General features: G+C 66.7%; 25 protein-coding genes and 2 pseudogenes. 15 read left to right on the top strand and 12 right to left on the bottom strand.

Annotated elements, in window-relative coordinates; all coding sequences use genetic code 11:
* Positions 1-21: 21 nt before the first annotated feature.
* The 4 genes and pseudogenes from guaA to EIM47_RS09565 form a co-directional block, all read left to right on the top strand.
* On the top strand, positions 22-1,590 hold the full coding sequence (gene guaA / locus EIM47_RS09580; RefSeq protein WP_125076761.1) for a glutamine-hydrolyzing GMP synthase: 1,569 nt from the start codon (positions 22-24) through the stop codon (positions 1,588-1,590).
* Positions 1,591-1,949: 359 nt separating this feature from the next.
* A pseudogene (locus EIM47_RS16105) lies at positions 1,950-2,218 on the top strand (hypothetical protein).
* A 9-nt stretch (positions 2,219-2,227) separates the two neighbouring features.
* On the top strand, positions 2,228-2,746 hold the full coding sequence (locus EIM47_RS09570; RefSeq protein ID WP_125076760.1) for a DNA-binding protein: 519 nt from the start codon (positions 2,228-2,230) through the stop codon (positions 2,744-2,746).
* Between the two features lie 148 nt (positions 2,747-2,894).
* Positions 2,895-3,152, top strand: a pseudogene (locus EIM47_RS09565) (transposase); the annotation flags it as partial.
* Positions 3,153-3,397: 245 nt separating this feature from the next.
* Here EIM47_RS09565 and EIM47_RS09560 read toward each other — a convergent pair.
* The 6 genes from EIM47_RS09560 to EIM47_RS09535 are packed head-to-tail and all read right to left on the bottom strand — an operon-like array spanning position 3,398 to position 11,831.
* Positions 3,398-3,835, bottom strand: coding sequence for an SRPBCC family protein (locus EIM47_RS09560; RefSeq protein ID WP_125076759.1), 438 nt, complete (start codon positions 3,833-3,835; stop codon positions 3,398-3,400).
* A 41-nt stretch (positions 3,836-3,876) separates the two neighbouring features.
* Positions 3,877-5,490 (bottom strand): type I restriction-modification system subunit M, encoded by a 1,614-nt coding sequence (locus tag EIM47_RS09555; RefSeq protein WP_125076758.1) that lies wholly within the window; start codon positions 5,488-5,490, stop codon positions 3,877-3,879.
* Between the two features lie 3 nt (positions 5,491-5,493).
* On the bottom strand, positions 5,494-6,639 hold the full coding sequence (locus tag EIM47_RS09550; protein WP_125076757.1) for an AAA family ATPase: 1,146 nt from the start codon (positions 6,637-6,639) through the stop codon (positions 5,494-5,496).
* Positions 6,636-7,910 (bottom strand): restriction endonuclease subunit S, encoded by a 1,275-nt coding sequence (locus EIM47_RS09545; protein ID WP_205948707.1) that lies wholly within the window; start codon positions 7,908-7,910, stop codon positions 6,636-6,638. The genes EIM47_RS09550 and EIM47_RS09545 overlap by 4 nt, the downstream gene beginning before the upstream one ends.
* Positions 7,907-10,933 carry a type I restriction endonuclease subunit R gene (locus tag EIM47_RS09540; protein WP_125076756.1) on the bottom strand — a complete coding sequence of 1,009 codons (3,027 nt, stop codon included), beginning with the start codon at positions 10,931-10,933 and terminating at the stop codon, positions 7,907-7,909. Before EIM47_RS09540 ends, EIM47_RS09545 begins: the two co-directional genes overlap by 4 nt.
* Before the next feature lie 58 nt (positions 10,934-10,991).
* Positions 10,992-11,831, bottom strand: a complete 840-nt coding sequence (locus EIM47_RS09535) for a WYL domain-containing protein (protein ID WP_205948706.1) — start codon at positions 11,829-11,831, stop codon at positions 10,992-10,994.
* Between the two features lie 416 nt (positions 11,832-12,247).
* On the opposite strand from EIM47_RS09535, the gene EIM47_RS15665 reads away from it, so the two are divergent.
* The 8 genes from EIM47_RS15665 to EIM47_RS09500 all read left to right on the top strand — a co-directional run bounded on the left by EIM47_RS15665 (position 12,248) and on the right by EIM47_RS09500 (position 19,622).
* On the top strand, positions 12,248-12,418 hold the full coding sequence (locus EIM47_RS15665) for a hypothetical protein (protein WP_019398145.1): 171 nt from the start codon (positions 12,248-12,250) through the stop codon (positions 12,416-12,418).
* Positions 12,419-12,613: 195 nt separating this feature from the next.
* Positions 12,614-13,117, top strand: a complete 504-nt coding sequence (locus EIM47_RS09530; RefSeq protein ID WP_019398146.1) for a hypothetical protein — start codon at positions 12,614-12,616, stop codon at positions 13,115-13,117.
* Positions 13,118-13,219: 102 nt separating this feature from the next.
* Positions 13,220-13,396: a DUF3606 domain-containing protein gene (locus EIM47_RS09525; RefSeq protein WP_019398147.1), complete on the top strand. Its 177-nt coding sequence runs from the start codon at positions 13,220-13,222 to the stop codon at positions 13,394-13,396.
* 9 nt (positions 13,397-13,405) lie between these two features.
* Positions 13,406-16,174 carry a non-homologous end-joining DNA ligase gene (ligD, locus tag EIM47_RS09520; protein ID WP_125076754.1) on the top strand — a complete coding sequence of 923 codons (2,769 nt, stop codon included), beginning with the start codon at positions 13,406-13,408 and terminating at the stop codon, positions 16,172-16,174.
* A 120-nt stretch (positions 16,175-16,294) separates the two neighbouring features.
* Complete coding sequence (locus EIM47_RS09515) at positions 16,295-17,455, top strand: PAS domain S-box protein (protein ID WP_233603162.1); 1,161 nt, start codon at positions 16,295-16,297, stop codon at positions 17,453-17,455.
* A complete protein-coding gene (locus EIM47_RS09510; RefSeq protein ID WP_037034671.1) occupies positions 17,448-17,798 on the top strand; it encodes a response regulator in 351 nt (116 codons plus the stop codon). The genes EIM47_RS09515 and EIM47_RS09510 overlap by 8 nt, the downstream gene beginning before the upstream one ends.
* Positions 17,799-18,103: 305 nt before the next feature.
* Positions 18,104-18,982, top strand: coding sequence for an acyltransferase (locus tag EIM47_RS09505; protein ID WP_125076753.1), 879 nt, complete (start codon positions 18,104-18,106; stop codon positions 18,980-18,982).
* 175 nt (positions 18,983-19,157) lie between these two features.
* Positions 19,158-19,622, top strand: a complete 465-nt coding sequence (locus EIM47_RS09500; protein WP_125076752.1) for a peptidylprolyl isomerase — start codon at positions 19,158-19,160, stop codon at positions 19,620-19,622.
* A 175-nt stretch (positions 19,623-19,797) separates the two neighbouring features.
* Here EIM47_RS09500 and EIM47_RS09495 read toward each other — a convergent pair whose 3' ends face one another.
* Complete coding sequence (locus EIM47_RS09495; RefSeq protein WP_019398153.1) at positions 19,798-20,016, bottom strand: hypothetical protein; 219 nt, start codon at positions 20,014-20,016, stop codon at positions 19,798-19,800.
* 14 nt (positions 20,017-20,030) lie between these two features.
* Positions 20,031-20,342 (bottom strand): YkgJ family cysteine cluster protein, encoded by a 312-nt coding sequence (locus tag EIM47_RS09490; RefSeq protein WP_083852403.1) that lies wholly within the window; start codon positions 20,340-20,342, stop codon positions 20,031-20,033.
* A 349-nt stretch (positions 20,343-20,691) separates the two neighbouring features.
* Between EIM47_RS09490 and EIM47_RS09485 the strand changes: the two genes are divergently transcribed.
* Complete coding sequence (locus tag EIM47_RS09485) at positions 20,692-21,618, top strand: M14 family metallocarboxypeptidase (RefSeq protein ID WP_125076751.1); 927 nt, start codon at positions 20,692-20,694, stop codon at positions 21,616-21,618.
* Positions 21,619-21,765: 147 nt separating this feature from the next.
* Positions 21,766-22,680, top strand: coding sequence for an HDOD domain-containing protein (locus EIM47_RS09480; protein ID WP_026010425.1), 915 nt, complete (start codon positions 21,766-21,768; stop codon positions 22,678-22,680).
* Positions 22,681-22,861: 181 nt separating this feature from the next.
* Here EIM47_RS09480 and EIM47_RS09475 read toward each other — a convergent pair whose 3' ends face one another.
* Both EIM47_RS09475 and EIM47_RS15945 read right to left on the bottom strand, forming a co-directional pair.
* Positions 22,862-23,302, bottom strand: coding sequence for a VOC family protein (locus EIM47_RS09475; protein WP_019398157.1), 441 nt, complete (start codon positions 23,300-23,302; stop codon positions 22,862-22,864).
* 415 nt (positions 23,303-23,717) lie between these two features.
* Positions 23,718-24,329, bottom strand: a complete 612-nt coding sequence (locus EIM47_RS15945) for a hypothetical protein (protein ID WP_125076750.1) — start codon at positions 24,327-24,329, stop codon at positions 23,718-23,720.
* A 21-nt stretch (positions 24,330-24,350) separates the two neighbouring features.
* On the opposite strand from EIM47_RS15945, the gene istB reads away from it, so the two are divergent.
* Positions 24,351-25,031, top strand: a complete 681-nt coding sequence (gene istB / locus EIM47_RS15940; protein ID WP_028914989.1) for an IS21-like element helper ATPase IstB — start codon at positions 24,351-24,353, stop codon at positions 25,029-25,031.
* 115 nt (positions 25,032-25,146) lie between these two features.
* Here the strand turns inward: istB and arsB are convergent, their stop codons facing one another.
* Together arsB and EIM47_RS09455 are read right to left on the bottom strand one after the other, a co-directional pair.
* Positions 25,147-26,181 (bottom strand): ACR3 family arsenite efflux transporter, encoded by a 1,035-nt coding sequence (arsB, locus tag EIM47_RS09460; RefSeq protein ID WP_028914990.1) that lies wholly within the window; start codon positions 26,179-26,181, stop codon positions 25,147-25,149.
* A gap of 13 nt (positions 26,182-26,194) precedes the next feature.
* Positions 26,195-26,713, bottom strand: coding sequence for an arsenate reductase ArsC (locus EIM47_RS09455; RefSeq protein ID WP_019398161.1), 519 nt, complete (start codon positions 26,711-26,713; stop codon positions 26,195-26,197).
* Positions 26,714-26,723: the final 10 nt, after the last annotated feature.

Genomic DNA, 26,723 nt, shown 5'->3' with positions numbered 1-26,723 from the left:
CCACTGCACCCGAACCCCTCCATGACCGACATCCATAGCGACAAGATCCTCATCCTCGACTTCGGCGCGCAGTACACCCAGCTGATCGCCCGCCGCATCCGCGAGATCGGCGTCTACTGCGAGATCTGGGCCTGGGACCACGACCCGGCCGAGATCGCGGCCTTCGCGCCGAAGGGGATCATCCTGTCCGGCGGCCCGGAGTCGACCACGGTCGAGGGTTCGCCGCGGGCGCCGCAGGAGGTGTTCGATTCGGGCCTGCCGATCCTGGGCATCTGCTACGGCATGCAGACCATGGCGGTGCAGCTGGGCGGCGCCACCGAGGCCGCCGACCAGCGCGAATTCGGCCACGCCGAGGTCTCGCTGGTGGCGGCCGACCGCCTGTTCGAGGGGCTGAAGGACCACCCGGGTTCGCCGCCGCGGCTGGACGTGTGGATGAGCCATGGCGACCACGTGTCGGTGGCGCCGCCGGGCTTCACCGTCACCGCCAAAACCGACCGCATCCCGGTCGCCGCCTTCGCCGACGACCGCCGCGGCTGGTACGGCGTGCAGTTCCACCCCGAGGTGACCCACACCAAGCAGGGCACCGCGCTGCTGCGCCGCTTCGTGGTCGACATCTGCGGCTGCCAGACCCTGTGGACCGCCGAGCACATCATCGAGGACCAGATCCGCCGCGTGCGCGAGCAGATCGGTTCGGACGAGGTGATCCTGGGCCTGTCCGGTGGCGTGGACTCCTCGGTGGTCGCGGCCCTGCTGCACAAGGCCATCGGCGACCAGCTGACCTGCGTGTTCGTCGACACCGGCCTGCTGCGCTGGCAGGAGGGCGACCAGGTGATGGCCACCTTCGCCGAGCACCTGGGCGTGAAGGTGATCCGCGTCGACGCCGCCGACCGCTACTTCAAGGCGCTGGAAGGCGTGGCCGACCCGGAGGCCAAGCGCAAGATCATCGGCAACCTGTTCGTCGAGATCTTCGAGGAAGAGTCCGGCAAGCTGAAGAACGCCAAGTGGCTGGCCCAGGGCACCATCTACCCGGACGTGATCGAGTCGGCCGGCAGCAAGACCGGCAAGGCCCACGTCATCAAGAGCCACCACAACGTCGGCGGCCTGCCCGAGCACATGAAGCTGGGCCTGGTCGAGCCGCTGCGCGAGCTGTTCAAGGACGAGGTGCGCCGCCTGGGCGTGGAACTGGGCCTGCCGCGGGAGATGGTCTACCGCCACCCGTTCCCGGGCCCCGGCCTGGGCGTGCGCATCCTCGGCGAGGTCAAGCCCGAGTACGCCGAACTGCTGGCCCGCGCCGACGCCATCTTCATCGACGAGCTGCGCAAGGCCGGCCTGTACGACAAGACCTCGCAGGCCTTCGCCGTGTTCCTGCCGGTCAAGTCGGTGGGCGTGGTTGGCGACGCCCGCGCCTACGAATGGGTGATCGCACTGCGTGCGGTGGAGACCATCGACTTCATGACCGCGCACTGGGCGCACCTGCCGTACGAGTTCCTCGGCAAGGTGTCCAACCGCATCATCAACGAACTGCGCGGCGTCTCCCGCGTGGTCTACGACATCTCCGGCAAGCCGCCGGCGACGATCGAGTGGGAGTAGCTCGCGCTACCGGTGCGGTTGCAGCCACGGCCAATCACACCAGATGTGGGAAGCCCGCGTTACTGCGGGCTTTCCTGTTTTTCGGTTCAGCCATCCCCTAAGCGGGGGGGTGAGGGTGATCCGGTTGCGTGGCATTGCAGCGCCGATTGTCCGAATGCCCGACACGCTGCGCCGGGCCGGATCTACCGCTCCCTCCCCCGTTACGGGGAAGGGCGAGGGGAGAATGGGAACAACGCCGGCGCGTATGGGTTGGGGGCGGCGGGGATAATCGCGCGGCGGTATGCGGGTGGAACAGGCTGGACTGCATTAAGGTTGTCGGTTGACAACCAATGCGGGTGTCGCCACACTGGGGCCTGCTGATGGCCCGTCCCACACACCCGAAGAAAGAGGTCGAGGCAGCCCTCAGGTATGCAGAAAGCCATGGATGGCGCGTCGAGGTGGGCGGCCATCATGCCTGGGGGCGGATCTGTTGCCCGTTCAACGATGCGGAATGCCGCTGTGGCGAGTTCTGCATCGCCAGCGTATGGAGCACGCCGAAAACCCGGGCAACCACGCGCGGGCCTTGTGCCGTGTCGTGGACAACTGCACCAGGAACCGAGAACGGCATGCAGCCGCGGGCGGCGGGTAGGATTAGAGGATGGAATACACCTTCACCCTGAAATACCAGCTTCTCGATGGTGGCGACCCGACCGGGCTGGTCGAGCGCCTGGGCGAGGCCGGTTGCGAGGATGCTCTGGTCGGCATCGGTCAGCCGGGGCGTCTGGCACTGGAGTTCACCCGCGAGGCCGACAGTGCGGATGAAGCCGTGTGCAGCGCTCTCGCCGACGTGCGCAAGGCAGTACCTTCGGCCAGGCTGATCGAGGTTGCACCGGACCTGGTCGGGTTGACCGATGTGGCCGAGATCGTCGGAGTGACGCGGCAGAACATGCGCAAGCTGATGCTGGCGCATCCGGACAGCTTCCCCCCACCGGTGCATGAAGGCAGCTCCTCGCTCTGGCACCTCGCTGATGTGCTGGATTGGCTGCAGGGCAGGGGATACGAGCTGGCGCGGGACGTGCTGGAGGTCGCGTGCGTGGCCTGGCAGGTCAACGTCATGAAGGAGGGCAGGCGCCTGCCGCGCCCGGTACGCGGCGAAGTGGAAGCACTGGTCGGCTAATCACCAAGGGGCACACCAACGGGGCCAGCCAGCCCTTGAACGCGAGCGTGAGGGTCACGCGCGAGCCATCCCCCTTCGGCCGACGTCCCCCCGGTTTTGAGTAGCACGGCGATTTGGAGTCCAATCCCCAACGAGACGGAGATTGGACGTGAAGAAGCGCTTTTCCGAAGAGCAGATCATCGGTTTCCTGCGTGAAGCCGAAGCCGGCGTGGCGGTGAAGGACCTGTGCCGCCGGCACGGCTTCAGCGAAGCCTCGTACTACCTGTGGCGCAGCAAGTTCGGCGGCATGAGCGTGCCGGAGGCCAAGCGGCTCAAGGAGCTGGAGGCGGAGAACACCCGGCTGAAGAAGCTGCTGGCCGAACAGATGTTAGAGAACGACGTGATCAAGGACGCCCTGCGAAAAAAGTGGGGGGGATGAAGTCCCGCAACGCATGGATTGCCCCCTCCCAACCTCCCCCCGGCGGTTGACTCCCTCCCCCGCCCTGCGGGGGAGGGTTGGGGTGGGGGGATGAAGTCCCGCAACGCATGGATTGCTCTCCTCCCAACCTCCCCCCGCAAGCGGGGGGAGGGCTTCATCCCTCTCTCCCCGGCGGTTGACTCCCTCCCCCGCCCTGCGGGGGAGGGTTGGGGTGGGGGCAAACGACGCCGCGCTCAGGTGCCCGCGCTTTCCACCCGCGCCTTGAGCGATCGCGCTTCCTGTTCGAGGTAATCGCAGGCGATGCGCCTCACCAGGGGCCACACCAGCGGGGCCAGCCAGCCCTCGAACGCCAGCGTGAGGATCACGCGCGAGCCGTCCCCTTCGGCCTCGACGCGGTGGCCCGCGATGACCCGCAGGCCCGGCTGGCGTGCCTCCCAGGTGAACGCCTTCCCGGGCTCCAGCGAGGTGATGGTGTAGGTGGCCGGGCGCAGCTTCGGCTGCACCACGCGGTAGCTCCGCCCGACGGCGGGAGCGTCCCCCCGCTGGCCGTCAACCGGCGTGACCGACTCCACCGTCGGCGTCCAGCCCGGCCACTGCGTCACCTGCGACAGCACCGCCCACACCCGGGCGGGTGGGGCGGAGATCGAGACGGTGGAGGAAAAGCAAGTCACGTGCTTGCATCAACAGGAACCATGAGAAATGGCGACAAGCCTCAGGGTAGTTCCTTCAGGCCCAGCTCCCGCAGGAAGACATTGTGGTGCTCCTTGGCGTCCCGGATCTTCTGCTCCAGCTCCATCAGCATGGAATGCGTGGCAACAAGATCGATCTCGGGTTCGGGCTTTGCGGTACTGATGTAGCGAGAGATGTTGAGGTTGTAGCCCTCTTTCTCGATCTCCGCCATGCTGACGCGGCGCGAGTAGCGCTCCTCTTCCTTCCGGAACTGGTAGGTCTCGACGATCCTGCTGATGTGCTCTTCCCGCAGGACGTTCTGGCGCTTGCCCTTCTCGTAATGCTCCGCGGCGTTGATGAACAGAACGTCGTCGTACTTCTTGCACTTCTTGAGGACGAGGATGCAGACGGGGATTCCGGTTGAATAGAAGAGATTCGCCGGCAGGCCGATGACGGTGTCGATGTGGCCGTCGAGCAGCAGCTTCCTGCGGATGCGCTCCTCCGCCCCGCCGCGAAAGAGCACGCCGTGGGGCAGGATGATGGCCATCACCCCCTGGTCCTTCAGGTAATGGAAGCCGTGCAGGAGGAAGGCAAAGTCGGCGGCAGACTTTGGCGCGAGGCCGTGGTTCTTGAAGCGCACGTCCTCGGCCATGGCCTCGGTCGGCTCCCAGCGGTAGCTGAAGGGCGGATTGGCCACGACAGCGTCGAATTTCGGCATCTTGGCGGGATTCGTCTCGCGGAGGAAATCCCAGTCGTTCGTGAGGGTGTCGCCGTGGTGGATCTCGAACTCCGTGTCCTTCACCCCGTGCAGCAGCATGTTCATGCGCGCGAGGTTGTAGGTCGTGATGTTCTTCTCCTGCCCGTAGATCTTGCCGATCGTGCCACCGGCCTTCCTCAGCTGGTTTCGCACGTTGAGGAGCAGTGATCCCGAACCGCACGCAAAATCAAAGACGCTGCCGAGATGTTTCACCGGCCCCGCTTCGGGCGACTGGCTGTCGAGGGTGACGATGCGCGAGAGGATGGTGGACACCTGTTGCGGCGTGTAGAACTCGCCCGCCTTCTTGCCCGATCCGGCAGCGAACTGGCCGATCAGGTACTCGTAGGCATCGCCGAGCGTATCAACCTCGGTGGAGAACTCGGCCAGGCCATTGTCGATCTCCTTGATGATCTCGCAGAGCTTCTTGTTCTTCTGTGCCTGCGTCTTGCCGAGCTTTTCCGAGTAGAGGTTGATCTCCGAGAACAGGCCCTGGAAGGTGCTTTGGAAGGACTCGTTCTCGATGAACTTGAAACCTTCGTGCAGGGTTTCCAGCAGCGCGTCGCTCTCCTGGCGGGCCAGCGCGGCAATGTTGTCCCACAGGTACTGGGGCTTGATGACGTAGTGGACCTTCAGGCGCATCTGCCTCTCAAAGTCCGCGACGTCGGCCGGGTTGGCATCATACCAGGCCGTTAGCGGCACGCGCGGATCATCCTTCGGCGGCTCGGGGTAGTCAGATCCCAGTTCCCGGCGGGCAGCGGCCTCGTAGTTTCTGGACAGATAGCGCAGAAAGAGAAAGGACAGCATGTAGTCGCGGAAGTCGTCCGCGTTCATCGCACCGCGCAGACGGTCCGCGATGGCCCACAGGGTCTTGCCAAGGCGTTGTTGTTCTTGATGCGTCATGTTTCAGCTCTTCGCGGTTTCCAGCTCTTGTGCGGTGCCGTCAGCTGCATCCTCTGAAGGGGACGGTGTCGGCGGGAACAGGGCGGAGTTAAAGGGATAGCGATTAAGAAAATCGTAGAGGATCTTCCTGAAGTAGCGCTTGTTCTCCTCCAGCATCTCCTGTGGCTCATAAAGCGAGTAGTTTCCATGACTCAGGATGTTGAGCAGGCGAGCATGGAGGATGCCTTCGGGGTCGTCGTTATCGCGGCGAATGCATTCGGCAAAGCCCTGATAGCCGTGAAAGCTGGCCGTCTTTTCCAGCACGGCCCGCAGCATGTTGAAGTGATAGGTATAGAGACGGCCGCTCTGAGCGGCTTCGTAAAGCTCGGCCAGCGTCGCGACGTGATGAAAGAACGGCGTGTCGCCCGTTTCACGAAGCAGGTAGGAGTCGGCAAGGTTGCCTTTGCTGAGAAAGTATTTTTTTGCCCTGCCAAGCTCATTGCACAGCACGTTAAAAAACAAGGCGTGATGGGTGGAAATGACCGTTTTAAGGCTGTTACTTCCCCTCTTCAGCATCTGCGCGAGGTGATTGGCAACCGCGATGGCGTTATGCTCGTCGAGGGAGGAAATGGGGTCGTCGATATAGATGTATTTCACCCACCGATAGGCTTCGGCGCCGTCCAATGCGAGCTCCACGATCGCGAGGAAGAAACACCAGATGAAAATGTTTTCCTCGCCGCGCGACACCTTGATGTGATCCACGTCCGTGGTGGTATCGCCATCCTGGACTTCGCGTGAAAAGCTGATCTCCCATTTCGTGGTATCGATGCGGAAGTCGAAGTCGGCGTAGCGGTTCAGCAGCGGGCGGATGCGGTTGTCCATCTCCATCTCGCCCAGGCCGGCGAAGAACCGGGACCCGGAGTTGATCTTCAGCACGCGCTCGCGGTCGTTCTCCAAGTCGTTGTCCCACGAAAACAGATCTTCCGTGAACGCGTTGAAGTAGAGCGTGTCGCGCTGATCGCCGTTTTTCCAGAAGTTCTTGAACTCGGTGGAAAGGCGCGTCTTCCCGGTGCCGTTGTAGGCATAGAGAAGAACATGCTTCTTGTTCTCCAGATCGTCGCGGAGGTGTTGCGCCAACGCGGTCAGGCTTGTGAACGAAGTTGAGCTCATGATTCAAACTCGGACGGATTCGGAAAGAGCTGCTGCATGAGACCGCGTTTGTGGGTGCGGAGGGCTTCGAGTTTGTCGCTTTGTGCGGCGATTAGGTTGTCGAGCGAACTCAGACAGGTGGCAATGCGATGCTGCTCGACGGGTTCTGGAAAGCGGAGTTCAATCGACTTAACAATCTCTCCAGAGAGGTTGCCTTGGCCTCCTTGAATGTAGGTTGCGACAAGCCAATCTTTCTTGTGGCTCAGATAGTGATAAATAAATGGACCGTCGTCCTCGTACGGTCTTAGGCAGAGAATCGCTTGGTTGATAGCGCCGTCGAGTTGAGCAATAGCAATATCGCCGCTATTCGCTCCGTACAAAGCAACCAGCACATCGCCTTTCGCTACCAACTTGGCTGCTGAATTCTTGAGGCCAAGTTCTGTCAGGGAAAGCTCGGTGGATCTTTTTCCGAGTTCCGCTGAACGAATAAACGGTATTGTCCCGCCATAGAACTCTTTCCGGGAGGTGTCTGGAGTCCCTCCGCTAAACGACCTGCATATATCGCCAATCTTCTTATTCTCCCACTCCGGTGCGTCTTGAAACTCCGGAAACCGCAGGCGAGGGCGGGTTTCGTCTTCGCGGGGGAAGAGCTGCTGCATCAGCCCTTTCTTGTGGTCCTTGAGCGCGTCGAGCTTTTGGCTTTCTGCTTCGATCAGCTCGTCCAGTGTGCTCAGGCACTCGGCGATTTTTTGTTGTTCGGCGAGTGATGGGGTCGGGATTTTGATGTCGAAAAATGTGTCCCGACTGATGTTCAGTAGGCCATTGCTTCGGGCTCCGCTAGTGATGTGCCGTTGGAGCTGAATCCCATGAATGTTCTTTTCGAAGCAGCTTTGAAAAAAGCCATCGGAGTAGCCCTCCTTAAGACGGAAGCAAATGAACACATTGGGGGCAGCAACTTCACCCCAGCCGCGTAGCTGATAGATGCAACCTTGTGGAAAGCGGAGCGAGTTGCCTTTGTTGTAAACGAAGTCGCCGTCGCGAACGACGGTGTACTGTTTGTATTGGTTTCCGGAGATGTCTCGGCCGAACTTCTCAGCTTGGGGGACGAACCCGATGCCAGCTGAGATGCTCACCGGCGTGAGTTTCCTGTCTCCAACCTTCTCCTCAACAGGTACGGACACATCTCTAAGCGTGACGGGCATCCAAGCTGAATCGTTTTGAAACTCCGGGAATCGCAGCTTCGGCGTGAACGCGCTCTTTTGTTTCTGTGTCATCTTCTTCGCTTCTGTCATGCTTCGTAAGCATTGAGGCCGGAAATCTCCCGCCCCCCGGCGCGCTTCTTGAGCAACGGCACAAGGTCTTCCATCAGGGCGAGCTCCGCGACGCGGCGGGCTTTCCAGTTGAGGCCGAGGGGCTGCATGAGCTCGGTGAGTTGCTCGCCGTCGAAGACCATGCGTTTCAGGATCGTGTCGATGAAGGCCTGGAGGCGGTCGGTGGCGAGGTGGTGTTTCTCTGCCAGGGCGGCGACTTCGGCGGCCTGGCGTTCTTCGCGGAAGCGTTCGAAGCCGGCGCGGATCTCGTCCTCGGAGCGGCCCTTCACCTCGCCGAGCGAGTCGATGTAGTCGACGATGAGCTGGCTGTCGTCCATGAACCGCGCCTCGCTGCGGATGAGGCCGACGAGCTCATCGCGCTTGAGCTTGAGCTTCTTTGGACCCTGATTCGCGTAGCGCGTGATCAGGGCCATGATGTAGTCGTAGTCGATGATGGCCGAGGCGAAGAGGACGAACTCGAAATCGAGCTGATCGACCACCGGATTGGGTTCGACGCCGGGTTTCTCGCGCTGGTCCTTCAGGCGCTGGGCGGTTTCGAGGTAGACGCCTCGGAAGGCGTTAAGTACCGGCTTCGGGAGAAGCTGCTCGACCGTGTCGCGCACCTCGGACGGGAGGTCAGTGTACTGGTCAAGCTGGGTCTTGAGCCGCTGCACCTCGCGGAAGTGGTTGATGAAGGCGGCGCGGGACTCGTCGCCACGCAGTGCGGGCACGGCCTCCGGTCGGGGCTCGAGGCCCTGCGAGCGCATGAAGTCGCCGAGCTCCGTGAGCGCCTTCTTGAATTTTTCGACGACCACGGGCGCAGGCTCGACGAGCCAGATCTCGTGGGCCCTTTTCCCGCTGTCGACACCGGAGAAGAGGGCGATGGCCTCGTCGACGGCCTCCTGCTGCGCGCGGAAATCGAGGATGTGGCCGTGGGGCTTGGTGGCGTTGAGCACGCGGTTGGTGCGCGAGAAGGCCTGGATGAGCCCGTGATGCTTCAGGTACTTGTCGACGTAGAGCGTGTTGAGGAACTTCGAATCGAAGCCCGTGAGCAGCATGTCGACCACGATGGTGAGGTCGATCTTCTCGGCGCCATTGCGCGGAAGGTCGGCGTTGGGGAACTGCTGGTCCTTGATGCGCTTCTGGACGTCCTGATAGTAGAGGTCGAACTCGCCGACGGTGTAGTTGGTGCCGTAGCGGGCGTTGTAGTCGGCGATGATGGCGCGGAGGGCCTCCTTCTTCTTCTCGGGCTCGACCTGGTTGTCGGCCTGTTCCTGGGGCAGGTCCTCCTGGATCTGCTTCACGTCGGGATCGCCGTTCGCGGGTGGCGAGAAGACGCAGGCAACCTTGAGCGGGGCGAAATCCGGATCGGCCGACTGGCGCTCGGCCTGGATGGTCTTGAAGAGCTCGTAGTACTCGATTGCGTCGTTGATCGAGGCGGTGGCGAAGAGGGCGTTGAAGCGGCGCTGGTGCGTGGCGGCGTCGTGCTTGTCGAGGATGGCCTCGACGATGGCGCGCTTGGTCAGCGTCTGACCGGCCTTGGGCGTGTCCTTGCCCTCGGGTTTGAAGTAGTCCACGTGGAAGCGGAGGACGTTCCTGTCCTCGATCGCGTGGGTGATCGTGTAGGCGTGGAGCTGGCGCTGGAAGAGGTCCTGGGTGGTCAGGCGTGACGCCTGGTTGCCCTCGATCTGAACCACCGTGGCGTTCTTGTCGAAGATGGGCGTGCCGGTAAAGCCGAACAGCTGGGCGTTGGGGAAGAACTCCTTGATCGCCTTGTGGTTCTCACCGAACTGCGAGCGGTGACACTCGTCGAAGATGAAGACGAGGCGCTTGGAGGCGAGCGGGGCGAGGCGCTCGCGGTAGTTGCGCCTGTTGGTGCCGTCGAGGGCGAGGCCGAGCTTCTGGATGGTGGTGACGATCACCTTGTCGGCCTTGTCCTCCGAGAGCAGGCGACGGACGAGGGTCTCGGTGTTGGTGTTCTCCTCGACGCAGCCCTCCTGGAAGCGGTTGAATTCCTCACGCGTCTGGCGGTCGAGGTCCTTGCGATCGACGACGAAGACGCACTTGGCGATCTGGTCGTTGTCGCGGAGCAGCGTGGAGGCCTTGAAGGAGGTGAGAGTCTTGCCGCTGCCGGTGGTGTGCCAGATGTAGCCGTTGCCGTCATTCCGCTCGACGCAGTCCATGAGGGCCTGGACGGCGTAGATCTGGTAGGGGCGCATCATGAGGAGCTTCTGCTCGCTCTGGATGAGCACCATGTAGCGGCTGATCATGCGGCCGAGCTCGCATTTCTGCAGGAACTGGTCGGCGAAATCGGCCAGGTGCGTGACCGGTTTGTTGTCCCGGTCGGCCCAGGTGTAGATCGGCAGGAACTGCTCGTCGGCGGCAAAGCTGAAGTGCCGGGCGTTGTTGTTCGCGAAATAGAAGGTCTGCGTGCGGTTGCTGACGATGAAGAGTTGGATGAAGCAGAGGAGCGTGCGGGTGTAGCCGTTGCCCGGGTCGCTCTTGTACTGGACGATCTGCTCCATCGCGCGGCGCGGATTGACGCCGAGGGTCTTCAGCTCGACCTGCACGACCGGAATGCCGTTGATGAGCAGCAGGACGTCGTAGCGGTGGTGGCTGTAGTCGGTGTTGATCCGGAGCTGGTGGACCACCTCGAAGTCGTTCTTGCACCAGTCCCTGATGTTGACGAGCGTGTAGGTAAGCGGCGTGCCGTCGTCGCGGATGAAGTCGTTCTTTTCGCGCAGGCGGACTGCATTCCTGAAGACGTCGGCCGAGATCAGCTCGTCGAGGAGGCGGGAGAACTCGGCATCACTAAGGGTGACGCGGTTGAGGGCCTCGAACTTCTGCCGGAAGTTGCGCTCCAGTGCGGCCCGGTCGCGGATGTCGGGGCGATAGGTGTACTTCAGTTCGACGAGCTTCTCGACGAGCTCGCTTTCGATGTCCTGTTCCCTGACACACAGTGGGTGCGAACCGGGTGCCTCGGGATACGTGATGTTTGACGACATGGGGTCGCTTCCGAGATTGGAACTGGGTCCGGACGGGCGGTATGCAGAGTTGTTGCGTTCAGGTGAAAACCAGCTGGCTCAGTAGCACGATCTGCTGATCTGCCGGGTTCCGGGTGGACGGGTCAGTGTCCAGCCCGAGACGCTTGAGCGTGTAATAGAGCAGCGCCTTGCGGACGGTGACGCTGGCCTTACCGTCGCGCATGCCATAGTCGAGCGCCACCACCTTCTTCTGCGCGTCGGACAAGCCCGGGTGCGGACCGATGTCCAGTGAGACGTGTGTGTGCCAGTCCGCGTCCTGGCTGTCATCGATATCGCTGGGGCGGCTGTCCCGGACGCCGAGGATTCGCGCCAGCAGGAAGTCCTTGAAACGGCCGTCGGCGAAGCAGTACGCCCGGGCATGCCAGCGGAAACCGTCGAACGCGATGGCATGGGGCGCGATCCAGCGCCAGCGTGGGGCAGGGTTGGAAAGGGACTGGTACTCGACCTCCAGCGCCTGCCTGGCACGGATCGCTTCGATGACCTGGCGCAGCGTGTGGGCATCGATGCCACGAATAGGGCTGGGGACCGTGTCGAAGGCCGGCAGCTGGCCGATCCAGGTGTCCTCCTGCGTGACGATGCCGTCGGAGATCGACCGCAGCTGGGACAGGTAGCTGGCCGGGTCCGGTCTCAGGAACAGGGGCTCGAAGCGGTCGCCGCGGACATAGGCGCGGGCGCTCTTGTCGTAGAGCATGTTGTCCGGGGCCATGCCGAGGTAGCGGTTCAGGTCGGCGGATGCCTGGTTGACCGAGATCCCGAAGGCGTCCACCAGGTCGCTACGGTTGACATGCCCCTCCCAGAACAGCCGGAACTCGATGAACTCAAGTCGTCGTTCGATTCCCCATCGAACGGTGCTTTGCACGGCTCCCAACTCGCCCCCAGTCCACCCGTACCAAAACTGTATTCGAATAGTTTCTGGGTGGTTTGTAAAGGGAGGCCGTACACGAGGCGCCGGGCTGGCGACGAGCAACCCATTGATTTCTATAGGTCGGCGTCTTCTGCTGATCCAGTGGGGGCCCATTGCCGTGGTGGCATGCAGTCCCCTCAGTCCCGGGGCTGCCGTTGGCCACCGCGCATGCTGCGGTGCGATCATATGCGTCGGACCAGTTGCCTTCGGACAAGCCGGAGGGGCCGGGGATCGCCGATGGTGGTCGCTCGCGATCCTGGTCCGGGGCCGCTGGAGGATGCTTGCGGGCAGGCTGGAAGTGGCCGTGGTGGTGGCTGGGACGTGCCGCCGCGCGGCGGGCGTTTTCCGTATCCGCATAGAGGTTGCACGCCATGTCGGCAGACTGGTTCCCCGTGGTCTTCATCGTGTTCAAGGTCGTGGTGCTGGGCGTCGCGATGTTCTTCGCGATCAAGTGGCACCACGACAAGGACAAGATGGAAAAGGAAAAGGCGGCCCGCGAGGCTCGCGAAGCCGCCGCGCGACAGCCCAGGGCCCCGGAGTAGGCCGGCCCCGTCCGCGGTCGGCCGGGCAGGCCGGGAGCGGACAACGGCTGGTGTCGCGGGTTTGCTAGACTTCCCGCCATTGCACGGCAGGGACGCCCTTGCAGTACCTGGTCGGACCTTCCGGTAACGATCGACGGGAGGCGGCGCCGCCACGCTGGTGTCGCCGTAAAGGGGTACTGCAGGGGAGGGGAAGGGATGCTGGGAAGGCTGATTGCCCTGGTCGTGCTGGCGACGGTTGCGTTCGTCGCCTGGAACCGGGGCTGGACGATCGACGAGGCGCAGGTGCGCCAGTTCTACGACCGCCAGCTGGTCGCGTTCCGCGATTTCGACCACGAGGCGATGTGCAAGGACCTGGCCGGCGATTACCGCGCCAGGCTGGTCCAGTACGCCGACGGTCGCCGGTTGGGCGAGACGGTGCTCGACAGCGATGGCACCTGCGAGATGACCCGCCAGACCATGGAGGAACTGCGCCGGCTGCATGCCCGCAGCCGCGGCCTGATCGCGTTCGACGTGCGGGTGGACATCGGTTCCATCCGCGTCGCGCCGGGCCGCCGCAGCGCGACGGTGGAGGTGACCACCACGATCAAGCTGGGCGAGATGCTGATCGCCCGCAGCCGCGGCACCGAGCGCCTGTCCCGCACCTGGTGGCGCGTGCGCAGCCACGGCGGCGAAGGCCAGACCTGGTCCTACGTTTACTGAGCGGTTCCCGTCGCTGAACGACGCCGCCGCGGCGGCGCCGGTTCACGGCTGCGCGACGGGAGGTGGCGCAGCGTAGTGGCTCCCCCACGCTGGAGCCCGGCCATGTCCGACGACAGGAAGGAGGTCGGCTCGCCCGACCGCGACCGCATCAACCTCTCCGAGGACTACGAGGTCCGTTACTGGACCGAGGCGCTCGGCGTGAGCGAGCAGCAGCTGCGCGAGGCCGTGGCCGCGGTCGGGTCCACGGCCGACGCGGTGCGCCGCCACCTGGGGCGCTGACGGGCCGGCATGAGCCTGGTCGACTACCAGCGCAAGCGCAGCTTCGACCGCACCCGCGAGCCGGAGCCCGGCAAGCCGGCGCCGCGCGGGCAGCGGCCGATCTTCGTGGTCCAGCTGCACCACGCCAGCCGCCGCCATTACGACTTCCGCCTGCAGGTGGGCGACGCCCTCAAGAGCTGGGCCGTGCCCAAGGGGCCCAGCTACGATCCGGCGGTCAAGCGCATGGCGGTGGAGGTCGAGGACCATCCGCTGGACTACGCCGGCTTCGAGGGCGAGATTCCCAGGGGCGAGTATGGCGGCGGCCACGTGGCGCGCTTTGACCATGGCGTGTGGTCCACCGAGGGCGATCCCGAGGAGCAGCTGGCCAAGGGCCACCTGCGCTTCGAGCTGCACGGCAGCAAGCTCAAGGGGGGTTGGCACCTGGTGCGCTCCGGCAAGCCGGCCCGGCAGCCGCAGTGGCTGCTGTTCAAGGACAAGGACGCCTGGGCCGGGAGCCTGGAGGCCGACGACCTGCTGGCCGAGGTCACGCCTGCGCCGGAGGAGGACCGCAGGCGCGCCGGCCGCGGCAAGCCCACCCGCAAGCGCCTGGCGGAAGTGCCAGCGCCGCGCGCCAGGCACAAGGACTGGAAGAAGCGCGCCCTGGCACTGCCCGGCGCGCGCGCGGCCGAAGCGCCGGAGGGCCCGTTCCAGCCGCAGCTGGCGCGGCTGGGCCAGGACGCCCCGGAAGGGGAGCAGTGGCTGCACGAGATCAAGTGGGACGGCTACCGGATCCTGGCCACGGTGCGCGACGGCGAGGTGCGGCTGTGGTCGCGCAACGCGCTGGAATGGACCGACCGCATCCCGGAGATCCGCGACGCCGTCAAGGCGCTGGGCCTGCGCAGCGCGGCGCTGGACGGCGAGCTGATCGCCGGCAGCGGCACGCGCGAGGACTTCAACCTGCTGCAGGCCACGCTGTCCGGGGAGCGCCCCGGGGTGCTGGCCTACGTGCTGTTCGACCTGCTGCACGTGGACGGCGTGGACATCAGCGAGGCGCCGCTGCTGGAACGCAAGCAACTGCTGCAGGAGGTGCTGGCGAAGGGGCCGGCGCACCTGGCGCTCAGTTCGCATATCCCCGGCGACGGTGCGCAGGCGGCGGCGCTGGCGGCCGAGCGCAGCTTCGAGGGCATCATCTCCAAGCGCGCGGACCGGCCCTACCGCCCCGGGCGCGGCGACGACTGGCGCAAGACCAAGCAGCTGGCCAGCGACGAGTTCGCCATCGTCGGCTATACCGCGCCGCGCGGCAGCCGCACCGGCTTCGGTTCGCTGCTGCTGGCCAGGCCGGATGCGGAGCACGGCTGGCGCTACGTCGGCCGGGTGGGCACCGGCTTCAGCGATGAGCAGCTGCGCGTACTGGCGCCGCGGCTGGCGCAGGACGCCGGCAGCAAGCCGACCGCGTTCGTGCCGGCGATGGACACCGCGCTGCGCCGCGCCACCTGGGTGCCGCCGCGGCTGGTGGTGGAGGTGTTCTACCGCGGCATCGGCGGGCAGGAGCTGCTGCGCCAGGCCTCGCTCAAGGCGCTGCGGCCGGACAAGGACATCGCCGACCTGTACGACAGCGACCGCGGTCCGGGCGTTGCGGAGGAGGAGGCGATGGCAGCGAAGGGCGGCAGGAAGGCGGCGAAGAAGGCGCCCGCGCGCAAGAACGCGGCGAAGACGGCCACCAAAAAAGCCATCAAGCAAGCGGCGAAACTGGCAGCGGGGAAGGCCACGCAAGCTGCGACCAGGGCCGCTGCGAAGAAGTCCACGGCAGCAGGCAAAGTCGCCGCCACGCCGGCACGCGCCTCGGCGAAGGCCCGCACTGGCACGGCCACGGGGGCGAAGGCCAGTCCGGCATCCGCCCGCCGGCGCAAGGCCGCCACCCAGACCCGGGACTGGCCGAAGCTCTCCAGCCCCACCAAGGTGCTGTTCCCCGATATCCGCGCCACCAAGCAGGACGTGTGGGACTACTACACGGCGGTGATGGACCACCTGCTGCCGGAAATCGCCGGCCGCCCGCTTTCGGTCATCCGCTGTCCCTCCGGCACCGGCAAGCCTTGCTTCTTCCAGAAGCATCTGACCGCCGGGCTGGAACGGGTGGCCTCGGTGAAGCTCAAGGAGGAGAGCGGCACCAACGCGCATTACCTCGTGGTGGAGGATGCGGCCGCACTGATGGAGCTGGTGCAGTTCAACGCGCTGGAATTCCATCCATGGGGCGCGCACGCCGACAACCCCGATTCCGCCGACCGCGTGGTGTTCGACCTCGATCCCGGGCCGGACGTGCCGTTTTCCGAGGTGAAGAAGGCGGCGGTCGACATCCGGCGGCAGCTGGAAGCGCTGGAGCTGGAGTCGTTCTTGCGCGTGACCGGCGGCAAGGGCCTGCACGTGGTGGTGCCGCTGGCGCCGGGCTGCGACTGGGAGCTGACCAAGCGCTTCGCCCACGGATTCGCCGATGCCCTGGCCAGGTCCGAACCGGACCGCTTCGTCGCCACCGCAACCAAGCGCTTCCGCAACCGCAGGATCTTCGTCGACTACCTGCGCAACGGCCGCGGCGCCACGGCGGTGGCCTCGTATTCGCTGCGCGCCCGTCCCGGGGCGCCGGTGGCCATGCCCATTGGCTGGAACGAACTGGCGCGGTTGCCGCGCGCGGACCTGTACACGATCAAGGATGTGCCGGAGAAGCTGCGCCGGCGGCGCAAGGACCCCTGGGCCGGCATGGATGCGATCCGCCAGAACCTGGCCCGCTGGGCCGATGCGAAGTGACGTATTCAGTATCCGATGAATCTGGAAATGCAGCCTGGAGTACATCATGCCGATGGCATCGGCGGTCCACCGGTGGCATCCTCTGCCGGCCCGTACGCCCTGCGGACCGGAAAGGGGGACTTGTCCGATGAGCGGCACCACGCGATGACACACGCCGGCGCGCCAGCGAGCCCGCAGGGCGAGCACCTGCTGCTGCAGGGCGTCACCGACTACGCCATCTACCTGCTGGATGCCTCCGGCACGATCCTCAGCTGGAACACCGGCGGCGAGCGGATCAAGGGCTACACCGGCAGCGAGGTGATCGGCCGGCATTTCTCCTGTTTCTACACGCCGGAGGAAATCCAGCACGGCGTGCCGGAGCAGGCGCTTGCCATCGCCAGCCAGGAGGGCCGCTACGAGACCGAAGGCTGGCGCGTGCGCAAGGACGGCAGCCGCTTCCGCGCGCACATCGTGATCGATGCGATCTACCGCGACGGCGGGCTGGTCGGCTTCGCCAAGGTCACCCGCGACATCACCGAGCACTACCAGGCGGCCGAGCAGCGTCGCCAGGCCGAGCAGGCGCTGGCCCAGGCGCAGAAGATCGCCGCGGTCGGCCAGCTCACCCTGGGCATCGCCCACGACTTCAACAACCTGCTGGCGGTCATCACCGCCAGCCTGGACCTGCTGCCGGCGGCGGAGGGGCGGCGCCGGCAGATGCTGGTCGACGCCGCGCGCCAGGCCGCCGCGCGCGGCGCGCGCCTGACCCGGCAGATGCTGGCCTTCGCCCGCGGCCAGTCCCTGGAACCGGAGCTGCACGACGTCAACGCGCTGATTGGCAGCGCGGCCAAGGTCTACCGCCGCGCCGCCGGCCCGATCACCCAGTGCGTGTTCGACCTGGCCGAGGCCGACACCCGGGTCATGGTCGACGCCGAGCAGCTGGAAGCGGCGCTGGTGAACCTGGTGGCCAACGCGCGCGATGCAATGGAGCAGCCGGGCACCATCCGCATCGCCACCCGCATCACCCGACCCGACCCGGCGCTGCATCCAGGCGCCGTGGCCGGCCGCGATTACCTGTATGTCTCCGTGGCCGACGATGGCCCGGGAATGGAGGAGCACGTGCGCCAGCGCGCCATGGAACCTTTCTTCACCACCAAGGATGTCGGCCGCGGCAGCGGCCTGGGCCTGAGCCAGGTGTTCGGCTTCGCCAGCCAATCCGGCGGCTTCGCCTTCATCGAGAGCGCGCCGGGCGAGGGTACCTGCGTGACCATGGCCATCCCTGCAGGGGAGGCCGCCGATGCCTAAGGTGCTCTACGTGGAGGACGACGAGCTGCTGCGCATGGTCACCAGCCTGGCGCTGGAGGATGCCGGCTATGCCGTGGTCGAGGCCCACGACGGCCACCAGGCGCGCTGGCTGCTGGACCAGGAGGGCGGGTTCGACTTCGTCATCAGCGACATCAGCATGCCCGGCGGCATGAGCGGGCTGGAGGTGGCGCAGGCCGCCCAGGCCGCGCGGCCCGGGTGCCGCACCATCCTGGTGTCCGGCTACGCCACCTCGCAGCTGCCGGCGTTGCCGGACTCGGTGATCTACCTGGGCAAGCCGTTCCGGGTGCAGGACCTGATCGACACCCTGGGCGCGGCCGGCTGACCCCGCCACGCTGGCGGGAGGCCGCGGAAAGAATACGGCCGCCAGGGGGCGGCCGTGGTGCACCGGATCGGGGGAAGCACCGGCGCGATGGCGTCGGGGGGCGCCAAGGGGACGAGCATGCCCGGGCCGCCGCGGCCGCACCATCGGGAATTGCCGGCCCCTGGGGTCAGGGTTCCGAACGTGCGCACGGCGAGCCGCGCCGTGGACCAGGCCCGGCCTGGGCCATGCACGCCAAACAGGCACTCGGGTGGTGGGCCGATTTGCTACGCTGCGGCGCCCTTCACATCCCTGGTTCCGGTGTCCCCATGCCGTTGTTGCGGGTCCCGCCCATCCTGCTGCTGATCGTCCTCAACACCCTGGTGCATGCGGTGCCCGTGCTGCTGGCCGGCGTGGTCAAGGCGGTACTGCCGCTGCGGCCGGTGTGGCGCGCCTGCAACCCGGTGCTGACCGGGCTGGCCGAGAGCTGGATCGCGGTGAACACCTGGATGATGGGTGCCTTTACCCGCACCCGCTTCGAGATCGAGGGCACCGCCGAGTTGCGCCGCGACGGCCATTACCTGGTGCTGGCCAACCACCAGAGCTGGGTCGACATCCTGGTGTTGCAGAAGGTGTTCAACCGCAAGGTGCCGCTGCTGCGCTTCTTCCTCAAGCGCTCGCTGTTCTGGGTGCCGGTGCTGGGCCTGGCGTGGTGGGCGCTGGATTTCCCGTTCATGGGCCGCTACACCCGCCGCCAGATCGCGAAGAACCCGGAGCTGGGGCGGCGCGACATCGAGACCACGCGCAAGGCCTGCGGGAAGTTCCGCGACATCCCGGTGTCGATCATGAACTTCGTCGAGGGCACCCGTTTCACCGAGGCCAAGCACGCGCAGCAGGCCTCGCCGTACCGGCACCTGCTCAAGCCCAAGTCCGGCGGCGTGGCCTTCGTGATCGACGCGATGGGGCAGGGCCTGCATTCGATCCTGGACGTGACCATCGCCTATCCGGGCGGCCGCCCCTCGATGATCGACCTGATGGCCGACCGCGTGCCCGCGGTGCGGGTGAAGGTGCGCCAGCGCCCGATCCCGGCCGAGCTGGTCGCCGGCAACTACCAGGAAGACCGCGCCTTCCGCGCCTGCTTCCAGCAGTGGATGAACGGGCTGTGGCGCGAGAAGGACGGGGACATGGAGCGCCTGCTGGCAGGCTGAGCGGCGGCGCCCGGAAGCGGAAGGGAGGCTCCGCCTGAATGCGCGTCGCGGCGCGGTTTGCGCGTCGCGGCCGCAGCCGTTAAGGTGGGCGGCAACCGAGGCACCGTGAGTCCACCGGTCCTTGCGGCCATCCACTTCAACCCCCCTTTCCTTTCCAATACCAGGGAGCACTTCCATGGAGATCGCCGCCGCCCGCGTGGCCACGTTCCACTACATCCTCACCGACGACGCAGGCCAGGTCCTGGACCGTTCGCCGGAAGACCATCCGCTCAGCTATTTCCACGGCGGCGGCAACATCATCCCCGGCCTGGAGAAGGCGCTGGAAGGCCGTAGTGCCGGCGAGTCGCTGACCGTCGACGTGCCGCCGGCCGAGGCCTATGGCGAGCGCGTCGAAGGCCTGGTGCAGGACGTGCCGCGTGAGGCGTTCCAGGGCATCGACCGCATCGAGCCGGGCATGCAGTTCCAGGCCAACGGCGGCCAGGGCCCGGTGCTGGTGACCGTGGTCGCGGTCGGCGACCGCCAGGTTCGCATCGACGGCAACCACCCGCTGGCGGGCAAGACCCTGCACTTCGACGTGCGCATCACCGACGTGCGCGAAGCCACCGACGAAGAGAAGCAGACCGGCCGCGTCGCCGCCTGACCGCTTCGCGACGTGACATGAAAAACGCCGGCCCCAAGGCCGGCGTTTTTCTTTGCGGCGCCACCGCACCCGTCCGTGGTGCGCGGGCCAGGCCATGCCTGCAGGGGTGCACGCAGGCGCCGGCACCCGCTTGCATGCGCGCACGCGCCTGCAGGGGTGCAGGCCCCGGGCGGCCTCAGGCCGCCTTCTTCTTCTTGGCCTGGTTGGCGGTCTCGGGCGTTTCCACCTTGGTCAGCACCGGGGTGTTGCCGAGCACTTCGATGCGGCCGCCGGCCTTGCGGAATGCCTCCAGGTCGCGGGCGATGCGCTCGCGGGTGAGGGTGCTGGAGGCCTTGCCGGTATCGGCGAGCTTGCGGCCCTTGGTGGACGTGGGAGCGGTCTTGCGGACGGCCATGTGCGTCTCCTTGGTCAGTCGAGGGTGAGCGGGATGCCGCGCTGCCGCTGGTCGCGGTAGCGGGCGCGGATGTCCAGGCAGGCCCGGCCGCCCATCGCGAACTGGCGGCAGATGGCGGGCCGGTCCTGGTAAATCGAGCAACGCAGGTGCAGCGGATCGATGGCCGCGCACCAGCCGTCCTCGTCCTTGGCCATGGTTTCCAGGCCGTGGTCGTCGATGGCGATGAACCGGGCGGGTACGTGGTCGCCCGGCAGCAGCAGGACCGGCAGGCGGCAGCACACTGCATCGCAGTGCCTGCAGTCAGCGCCGGCCTCGCGCGCGCTCAGGACGTCGTCCCCGCGGGGAAGGGAGCGGGAGTGCGCGCTAGCGCGATATCCGCACCGGAATACCGGTGGGCGTGGAGAACCGGAATAAGGATGGCGACGCCCTGGAAGCGGCCCCTGGCCGGCGCGGATGCCGCGGCCTGTGCCGGAAGCCTGGTGCGCGCGGCAGGGGGCACGCGGATGGATGGACTGCCGGATTGCCGGCGAAGTATAGCGCAAATCGCCGATCCGTGCCGAACTGGTGGCGGATCTGCAGGCAACAGCACGCAAAACACTGCATTCCACGCAATCGGCCGCGATGCTGCGCGGCGCGCCACTGGTAGGATCGCCGCTTTCCCAGCTGGTGAGCGCCATGACCCTGCAACGTTTCCATCCGATCGGCATTCCCGGCCAGCCATGGGGCCCGGCGGAAAAGGCGCAGTGGCTGGCGATGCAGCGCCGCCGGCGCAGCCATGCCGACGAGGTGGTTGCGCCGGTGCGCGCACTGGCCGATGCCTGGGACGTACTCGAGTACGGCATGCTGGAATACGCCGGCGAGCGCTACCCGCTGCTGGCGCTGCGCAGCCGCGGCTGGGACGACGGCCTGCCGGTGGCGCTGGTGACCGGCGGCGTGCACGGCTACGAGACCAGCGGCGTGCAGGGCGCGCTGCTGTTCGCGCGCGAGCACGCGGCGGCCTACGCCGGCCGCATCAATCTGCTGGTCGTGCCCTGCGTCAGCCCGTGGGGATACGAGCGCATCCACCGCTGGAACCCCGACGCGGTCGATCCCAACCGTTCCTTCCGCCAGCCCAGCCCGGCGCGCGAGTCGGCGGCGCTGATGGAACTGGTGGCGCCGCTGCGCGGCCGCTTCCTGCTGCACGTGGACCTGCACGAGACCACCGACAGCGACGAGAGCGAGTTCCGCCCGGCACTGGCCGCGCGCGACGGCAAGCCGTTCGAGCCCGGGCACATCCCCGATGGCTTCTACGTGGTGGACGACAGCGCCAACCCGCAGCCGCAGTTCCAGCAGGCGGTGATCGGGGCGGTGGCGAAGGTCACCCATATCGCCCCGGCCGACGCGGACGGCCGGATCATCGGCTCGCCGGTGCTGGCGCCGGGCGTGATCGCCTATCCGCTGGTGGAGCTGGGGCTTTGCGCCGGCATCACCGGTGCGCCCTACGTGACCACCACCGAGGTCTACCCGGACAGCCCCAGGGCCACCCCGGAGCAGTGCAATGCCGCCCAGGTGGCGGCCATCCGCGGCGCCCTGGACTACGTGCTGGCGCAGCCGCAGGCATAAGGTTTTGCCGCCCGCTGCCGACAACCACTGCGGCGCTCCACGCGCGGCGTGGCGGCAGGCTGGCGGGCCGCGCGCGGCCCGTGGTCTCCGGTAAGATCGCGCGCTTGCGGGCGCCTGCGGACGCCCGGTGCAGACAGGGGGAAAAGCATGCGATGGATCGGCTGGCTGTTCGGACGCAAGCGCGCGCAAGGCGTGCCCGACGCCCGTCGTCCGCATGAGCCCGTTGCCGCGGAGCGGCTGCCCGGTACCTTCTCCATGCCGCAGGACGAGGCCGGCGACGCCGGCGAGCACTGGACCGTGCGCCTGGCGGCGATGGCCCTGCCGGCGCAGGCGCCGGCCCCCGATCCGCGGCTGCTGCCGGAGGTCGAGGTCGCCCTGCTGCAGTTGGTGCACGAACGCGCCCGGCTGCCACGCCGGCCGCAGCTGCTGCCGCAGCTGCTGGGCCTGCTCAACGACGAACGCGCATCCGGGCGCCAGATCGCCGAGGTGATCGGCCGCGACCCGGCGCTGGCGGCCAACCTGCTGCGCCTGGCCAACAGCCCGATGTACCGCGTGCAGAGCGCCATGGTGGAGAGCCTGGACCGCGCGGTGGCGCTGGTCGGGACCGAGGGCCTGCGCCAGCTGGTGGCGGTGGCGCTGATGCAGCCGGTGATGCGGCTGGAGGGCGGTGCCACCGGCAGCCTGCCCGAGCGCGTGTGGGAACACACCGAACTGGCAACCGGGCTGGTCGCGCGCAGCGCCTCCGGGCGCGGGCGCGACGCGGTGTTTGCCGCGCAGCTGTTGGCACTGATGCAGGGCCTGGGCGCGATCATGGTGGTGCAGGCCCTGCGCGACGCCTGCGCGCGCCTGCAATGCCAGGCCCCCGACGCGACCACCACGGCCGAACTGCTGCAGCGCTGGGCGCGGCGGATCGGGCAGGGCGTGTCCCGCGCCTGGGACCTGCCAGCGGTGGCCGGGGTGCAGGACGTGGCCGGGGTGGCCAGCCTCGAGGCGCTGCTGGAAACCGCCAGCAGCGCCGCGGTGGACATCATGCTTGCCGGCAGCGAGGCCGCCGCCGGCTGAGCGCTGCTTGCCGGTCCGGAGCCAGGCGGGCTTCCCCATCGAGCAGTGCCGGACGCGAGGCGGCGATCCCGCCGGGAAAGGCGCGTGGCGCCCGTGTGCGCCCGCAGGCGCCACCGGTTGCCGAGCGCCTGGTTGCTGCATGCCCGGGGGCGGCCCCGCCCGGCCGGTCAGGACAACGCGCTCAGGACGCCGGCTGCCAACCCGGGCCCGGGACGGTATTGATCATCCAGGGGATGCCGAACCTGTCGACGCAGGCACCGAAGCCGGGCGACCAGAAGGTCTCGGCAAAGGGCATGGTCTGCTGGCCCCCTTCGGAGAGCTGCTCGAACCAGCGCCGGGCGTCGTCGATGTTGTCGGTATGCAGGGTCACGTCGAAGCCGTTCTTGGGCTTGTCGATGTTGGGCGCCCACTCCTGGTCCATGTCCGCGCCCATCAGCGACTGGTCGCCCACGTCCAGCCAGGCATGCATGAGCCAGTCCTTGTAGCGCTCGTCCAACTGCATCCCTTCGGGATTCATCGAATAGGGCACGGCGTTGGTGATCTTGCCGCCAAGCACCCTGGCATAGAACTCGAACGCCTCGCGGCACTGCCCCCGGAAACTGAGGCTGGTCACGATCTTCATACGTCTCCTCCTTGGTGAGTGGCCGCGGGCGGCATGCCCGGGGCGGTTCTGTGGATCGGCTGCACTCCCGCGACGGGTGGAGGGCGGGCAGATCGACATGCACGAGGAGGTCGCGTTGCCGGGGCAGGGCCGGACACGATCCTGGGCGGAGGGAATATGCATCCAGGCCCGCCTGCGGGCATGAATGCGCGATGCGCGCCACATGGAACGGCGCGGGGTGTCCGGATCGACCGGGGGCTGGCGCGGGGCGCCGGGTCCGGCGCCCAGGACAGGCCCTGCCTCGGGAGCGAGGCAGGGGCCCGCCCCAACGCACCGGGATTACCGCACCTTCCAGGGCCGCCCGTGAGTGGGGCGCGCGGACGCGTATGGATTCCCGCAACGGTTCCGCGGCGCCAGCTGGGTCGGTGCGCGGAGGCTACGCCTTGTTGCGGTGGACCAGGTCGCTGGTCCCGCACTCGGGGCAATCGCGGAAGAATTCCAGCCCCGACTTGCGCAGGCGGGGATGATGCCCCGGGAGGCAGGTGAAGCGGATGGCGGTGTTGGTCTGGCAGGCGCTGCACTTGAGGTAGTACCCGAACTTGCCGTAGCACACCTGTCCCTCGCGGCCGCCACAGGACTTGCAAGCCGGCAGGGCAGGCTGGGGTGGCGACACCGGGGCAGCGGCCGCCTCGACGACGGGCGGTGCTTCCACGGCCTGTGCGACCGGCGGCGGGGTTGCGGCCACCCGCGCGTCCCGGGCGGATGCGCCGTCGCCTGCCGGCTGGTGCATCGCAGCCAGCTGGCGGGCCACGGCTTCCAGGGTGTCAGAAGACACGAACTTGGCGGCGGTACGCAGGATGCCCAGCAACGGATTCTCGTTGTCCACGTCCCGCCAGATGGCCTTGCGCAGCTGGTCGGCCTTGATCACGCGGCGGGTGTCGAAGTGCCTGGGACGGTCGATGCGGGCGCTGGGGGATACCAGCACGAAGTGCTGGAACGCCGGTGGGATGGCGAAGCCGAGCCGGGTGGGGAGGGCAAGCGAGGCCATCACCTGGCGCAGGACCTGGATGTGGCGCTCGTTCTGCTCCAGCTCGCCAGTCCGTCCTATCAGTCCATGTCCTTCGACGACCGGTTCGGGTTGCTCGTGGATGCGGAGCTGGCGACGCGGGAGAATCGTCGTGTCACCCGCCTGCTGAAATCTGCAAAGCTCAAAGCCCCTGGCGCGGTGCCCGAGGACATCGACTTCTCTGCCCGGCGTGGCATCGACAAGCGCCAGGTCATGGATCTCCTGACCTGCCAGTGGATCGAGCGTGGCCAACATGTGGTCATCACCGGGCCCACCGGCACCGGCAAGACCTGGCTTGGCTGCGCGCTGGGACGCGAAGCTGCCCGAAAGGGATTGTCGGTCAGCTACCAGCGCATGCCACGACTGATGGAGGACATGGAGGTCGCGTACTCGGATGGGAGCTTGCCGGCGTTGCGTACGAAGCTGGGCAAGGCCAGGTTGCTCATCCTGGATGATTGGGGCGTCGCCCCGATCACTGCCCGGGGTCGACAGCACCTGCTGGAGGTGATCGACGACCGCGTTCCCGGAGGATCGGTGCTGATCACGTCCCAGCTTCCGGTGAAGACCTGGCATGACTACCTGGGCGAGCCCACGGTGGCCGACGCCATCCTGGATCGCCTGCTGCACAACAAGCACACCATTGAGTTGAAAGGCGACTCGATGCGCAAGCACGCAGTTCGTTGATCTGATCATCGTTCCCGGCGAGCGCCGGGAACGATGGTTCTGACCGGGCAGCGGCGATGCCTCCTTGGAGGCGGATACTGATCCCCTTCGACGGAACGGCTGCCGGCCGCCAGGTCTACTGCGCCCGGACCTCGCGCTCGTACCACGGGCGAGTGTTGTTGACGATCTTGACCACCGACAGCATCACGGGCACTTCGATCAGCACGCCCACCACGGTGGCCAGCGCCGCGCCCGAGTGCACGCCGAAGAGGGCCACAGCCGTAGCGACCGCAAGCTCAAAGAAATTGCTGGCACCAATCAGCGCCGACGGTCCCGCCACGCAGTGGGCGACGCCCAGCCTGCGGTTGAGCAGGTAGGCCAGGCCGGAGTTGAAGTAGACCTGGATCAGGATCGGCACCGCCAGGATTGCGATGATCAGGGGCTGCTCGACGATCTGCCTGCCCTGGAAGCCGAACAGCAGCACCAGCGTCGCCAGCAGTGCCACCAGCGAGACAGGCCCGAGACGAGCGAGCACCCGCTCCAGCCGGGCCTCGCCGCCATGTGCAAGCAACCAGCGACGGAGGAAGACTGCGACCGCGACCGGCACCAGGATGTAGAGGCCGACTGACAGCGCCAGCGTGTCCCAAGGTACCGTGATCGACGACAGCCCCAGCAGCAGGGCTACCAGCGGTGCGAACGCCACCACCATGATCGCGTCATTGAGCGCGACTTGGCTGAGCGTGAAGTTCGCGTCGCCACGGCACAGGTTGCTCCACACGAACACCATTGCGGTGCATGGCGCGGCAGCCAGCAGGATCAGCCCTGCCATGTAGGAGTCGATCTGGTCCGCCGGGAGCCAGTCGGCGAAGACATGCCGCAGGAAGAACCAGCCCAGCAGGGCCATTGAGAACGGCTTGACCGCCCAGTTGACGAACAGGGTGACGCCGATGCCGCGCCAGTGCCTGCCCACTTCCCGCATGGCGCCGAAGTCGACCTTCAGCAGCATGGGGATGATCATCAGCCAGATCAGTGCGGCCACCGGCAGGTTGACATTCGCGACTTCCATGCCGCCGAGGGCTGCGAACGCACCCGGCATGAAATGTCCCAAGCCGGTGCCGACCACGATGCACAACGCCACCCACAGGGTCAGGTAACGCTCGAACAGCCCCATGCGGGGCGTTGCCTCAGCCATGGACGGACGCCTCGTCTTCAGGCTGTACGAAACCGATGCGATCGAGCGAGTCCTTCAGGGCGGCACGGTCGTCCCAGACCTCGGCCGGCAGTGCCAGCAGTGCCTGCAGGCGCGCCTTGACGATGCGGTGGGCCTGGCGGAATGCCTCCCGCTTGTCCTCATCATCGCCTTCCACGGCTGCTGGGTCTGGAAGCCCCCAGTGCACGCGGAGAAAGTCCCCGAGCACGACGGGGCAGGTTTCGGCCGCGGCCGAATCGCAGACGGTCACCACCAGATCCATCGGTGCCGCGTCCGGCGTTGTGAACTCATCCCAGGACTTGCTGCGCAGGCCTGCGGTGGCAATGCCTTCGGCCGCCAGCTGGGCAAGCGCCCAGGGATTGACCGTGCCGGCCGGCTGGCTGCCGGCGCTGAAGACCTCGAAGCGGTGGCCGGCCCAGGCGCGGAGCGTGGCCTCGGCCAGCACGCTGCGCGCGGAGTTGCCGGTGCACAGGAAAAGGACGCGACGCTTCATCGGGACGGTT

It is taken from the genome of Pseudoxanthomonas sp. SGT-18, from assembly GCF_003931645.1.
Classification (GTDB): domain Bacteria; phylum Pseudomonadota; class Gammaproteobacteria; order Xanthomonadales; family Xanthomonadaceae; genus Pseudoxanthomonas.
Note: the sequence above shows the minus strand (reverse complement) of the source record. Positions and strands in the feature narration are given on the sequence as shown.

Bases quoted from the DNA above. Each gene is read 5' to 3' on its own strand.
- EIM47_RS09505 (WP_125076753.1), top strand. From the start codon at position 18,104: ATGCCGTTGTTGCGGGTCCCGCCCATCCTGCTGCTGATCGTCCTCAAC.
- arsB (WP_028914990.1), bottom strand. From the start codon at position 26,181: ATGGGGCTGTTCGAGCGTTACCTGACCCTGTGGGTGGCGTTGTGCATC.
- EIM47_RS09500 (WP_125076752.1), top strand. From the start codon at position 19,158: ATGGAGATCGCCGCCGCCCGCGTGGCCACGTTCCACTACATCCTCACC.
- EIM47_RS09525 (WP_019398147.1), top strand. From the start codon at position 13,220: ATGTCCGACGACAGGAAGGAGGTCGGCTCGCCCGACCGCGACCGCATC.
- EIM47_RS09545 (WP_205948707.1), bottom strand. From the start codon at position 7,910: ATGACAGAAGCGAAGAAGATGACACAGAAACAAAAGAGCGCGTTCACG.
- EIM47_RS09555 (WP_125076758.1), bottom strand. From the start codon at position 5,490: ATGACGCATCAAGAACAACAACGCCTTGGCAAGACCCTGTGGGCCATC.
- EIM47_RS09570 (WP_125076760.1), top strand. From the start codon at position 2,228: ATGGAATACACCTTCACCCTGAAATACCAGCTTCTCGATGGTGGCGAC.
- EIM47_RS09485 (WP_125076751.1), top strand. From the start codon at position 20,692: ATGACCCTGCAACGTTTCCATCCGATCGGCATTCCCGGCCAGCCATGG.
- EIM47_RS15665 (WP_019398145.1), top strand. From the start codon at position 12,248: ATGTCGGCAGACTGGTTCCCCGTGGTCTTCATCGTGTTCAAGGTCGTG.
- ligD (WP_125076754.1), top strand. From the start codon at position 13,406: ATGAGCCTGGTCGACTACCAGCGCAAGCGCAGCTTCGACCGCACCCGC.
- EIM47_RS09540 (WP_125076756.1), bottom strand. From the start codon at position 10,933: ATGTCGTCAAACATCACGTATCCCGAGGCACCCGGTTCGCACCCACTG.
- EIM47_RS15945 (WP_125076750.1), bottom strand. From the start codon at position 24,329: ATGGCCTCGCTTGCCCTCCCCACCCGGCTCGGCTTCGCCATCCCACCG.
- EIM47_RS09475 (WP_019398157.1), bottom strand. From the start codon at position 23,302: ATGAAGATCGTGACCAGCCTCAGTTTCCGGGGGCAGTGCCGCGAGGCG.
- EIM47_RS09530 (WP_019398146.1), top strand. From the start codon at position 12,614: ATGCTGGGAAGGCTGATTGCCCTGGTCGTGCTGGCGACGGTTGCGTTC.
- EIM47_RS09495 (WP_019398153.1), bottom strand. From the start codon at position 20,016: ATGGCCGTCCGCAAGACCGCTCCCACGTCCACCAAGGGCCGCAAGCTC.
- EIM47_RS09455 (WP_019398161.1), bottom strand. From the start codon at position 26,713: ATGAAGCGTCGCGTCCTTTTCCTGTGCACCGGCAACTCCGCGCGCAGC.
- EIM47_RS09550 (WP_125076757.1), bottom strand. From the start codon at position 6,639: ATGAGCTCAACTTCGTTCACAAGCCTGACCGCGTTGGCGCAACACCTC.
- EIM47_RS09510 (WP_037034671.1), top strand. From the start codon at position 17,448: ATGCCTAAGGTGCTCTACGTGGAGGACGACGAGCTGCTGCGCATGGTC.
- EIM47_RS09480 (WP_026010425.1), top strand. From the start codon at position 21,766: ATGCGATGGATCGGCTGGCTGTTCGGACGCAAGCGCGCGCAAGGCGTG.
- guaA (WP_125076761.1), top strand. From the start codon at position 22: ATGACCGACATCCATAGCGACAAGATCCTCATCCTCGACTTCGGCGCG.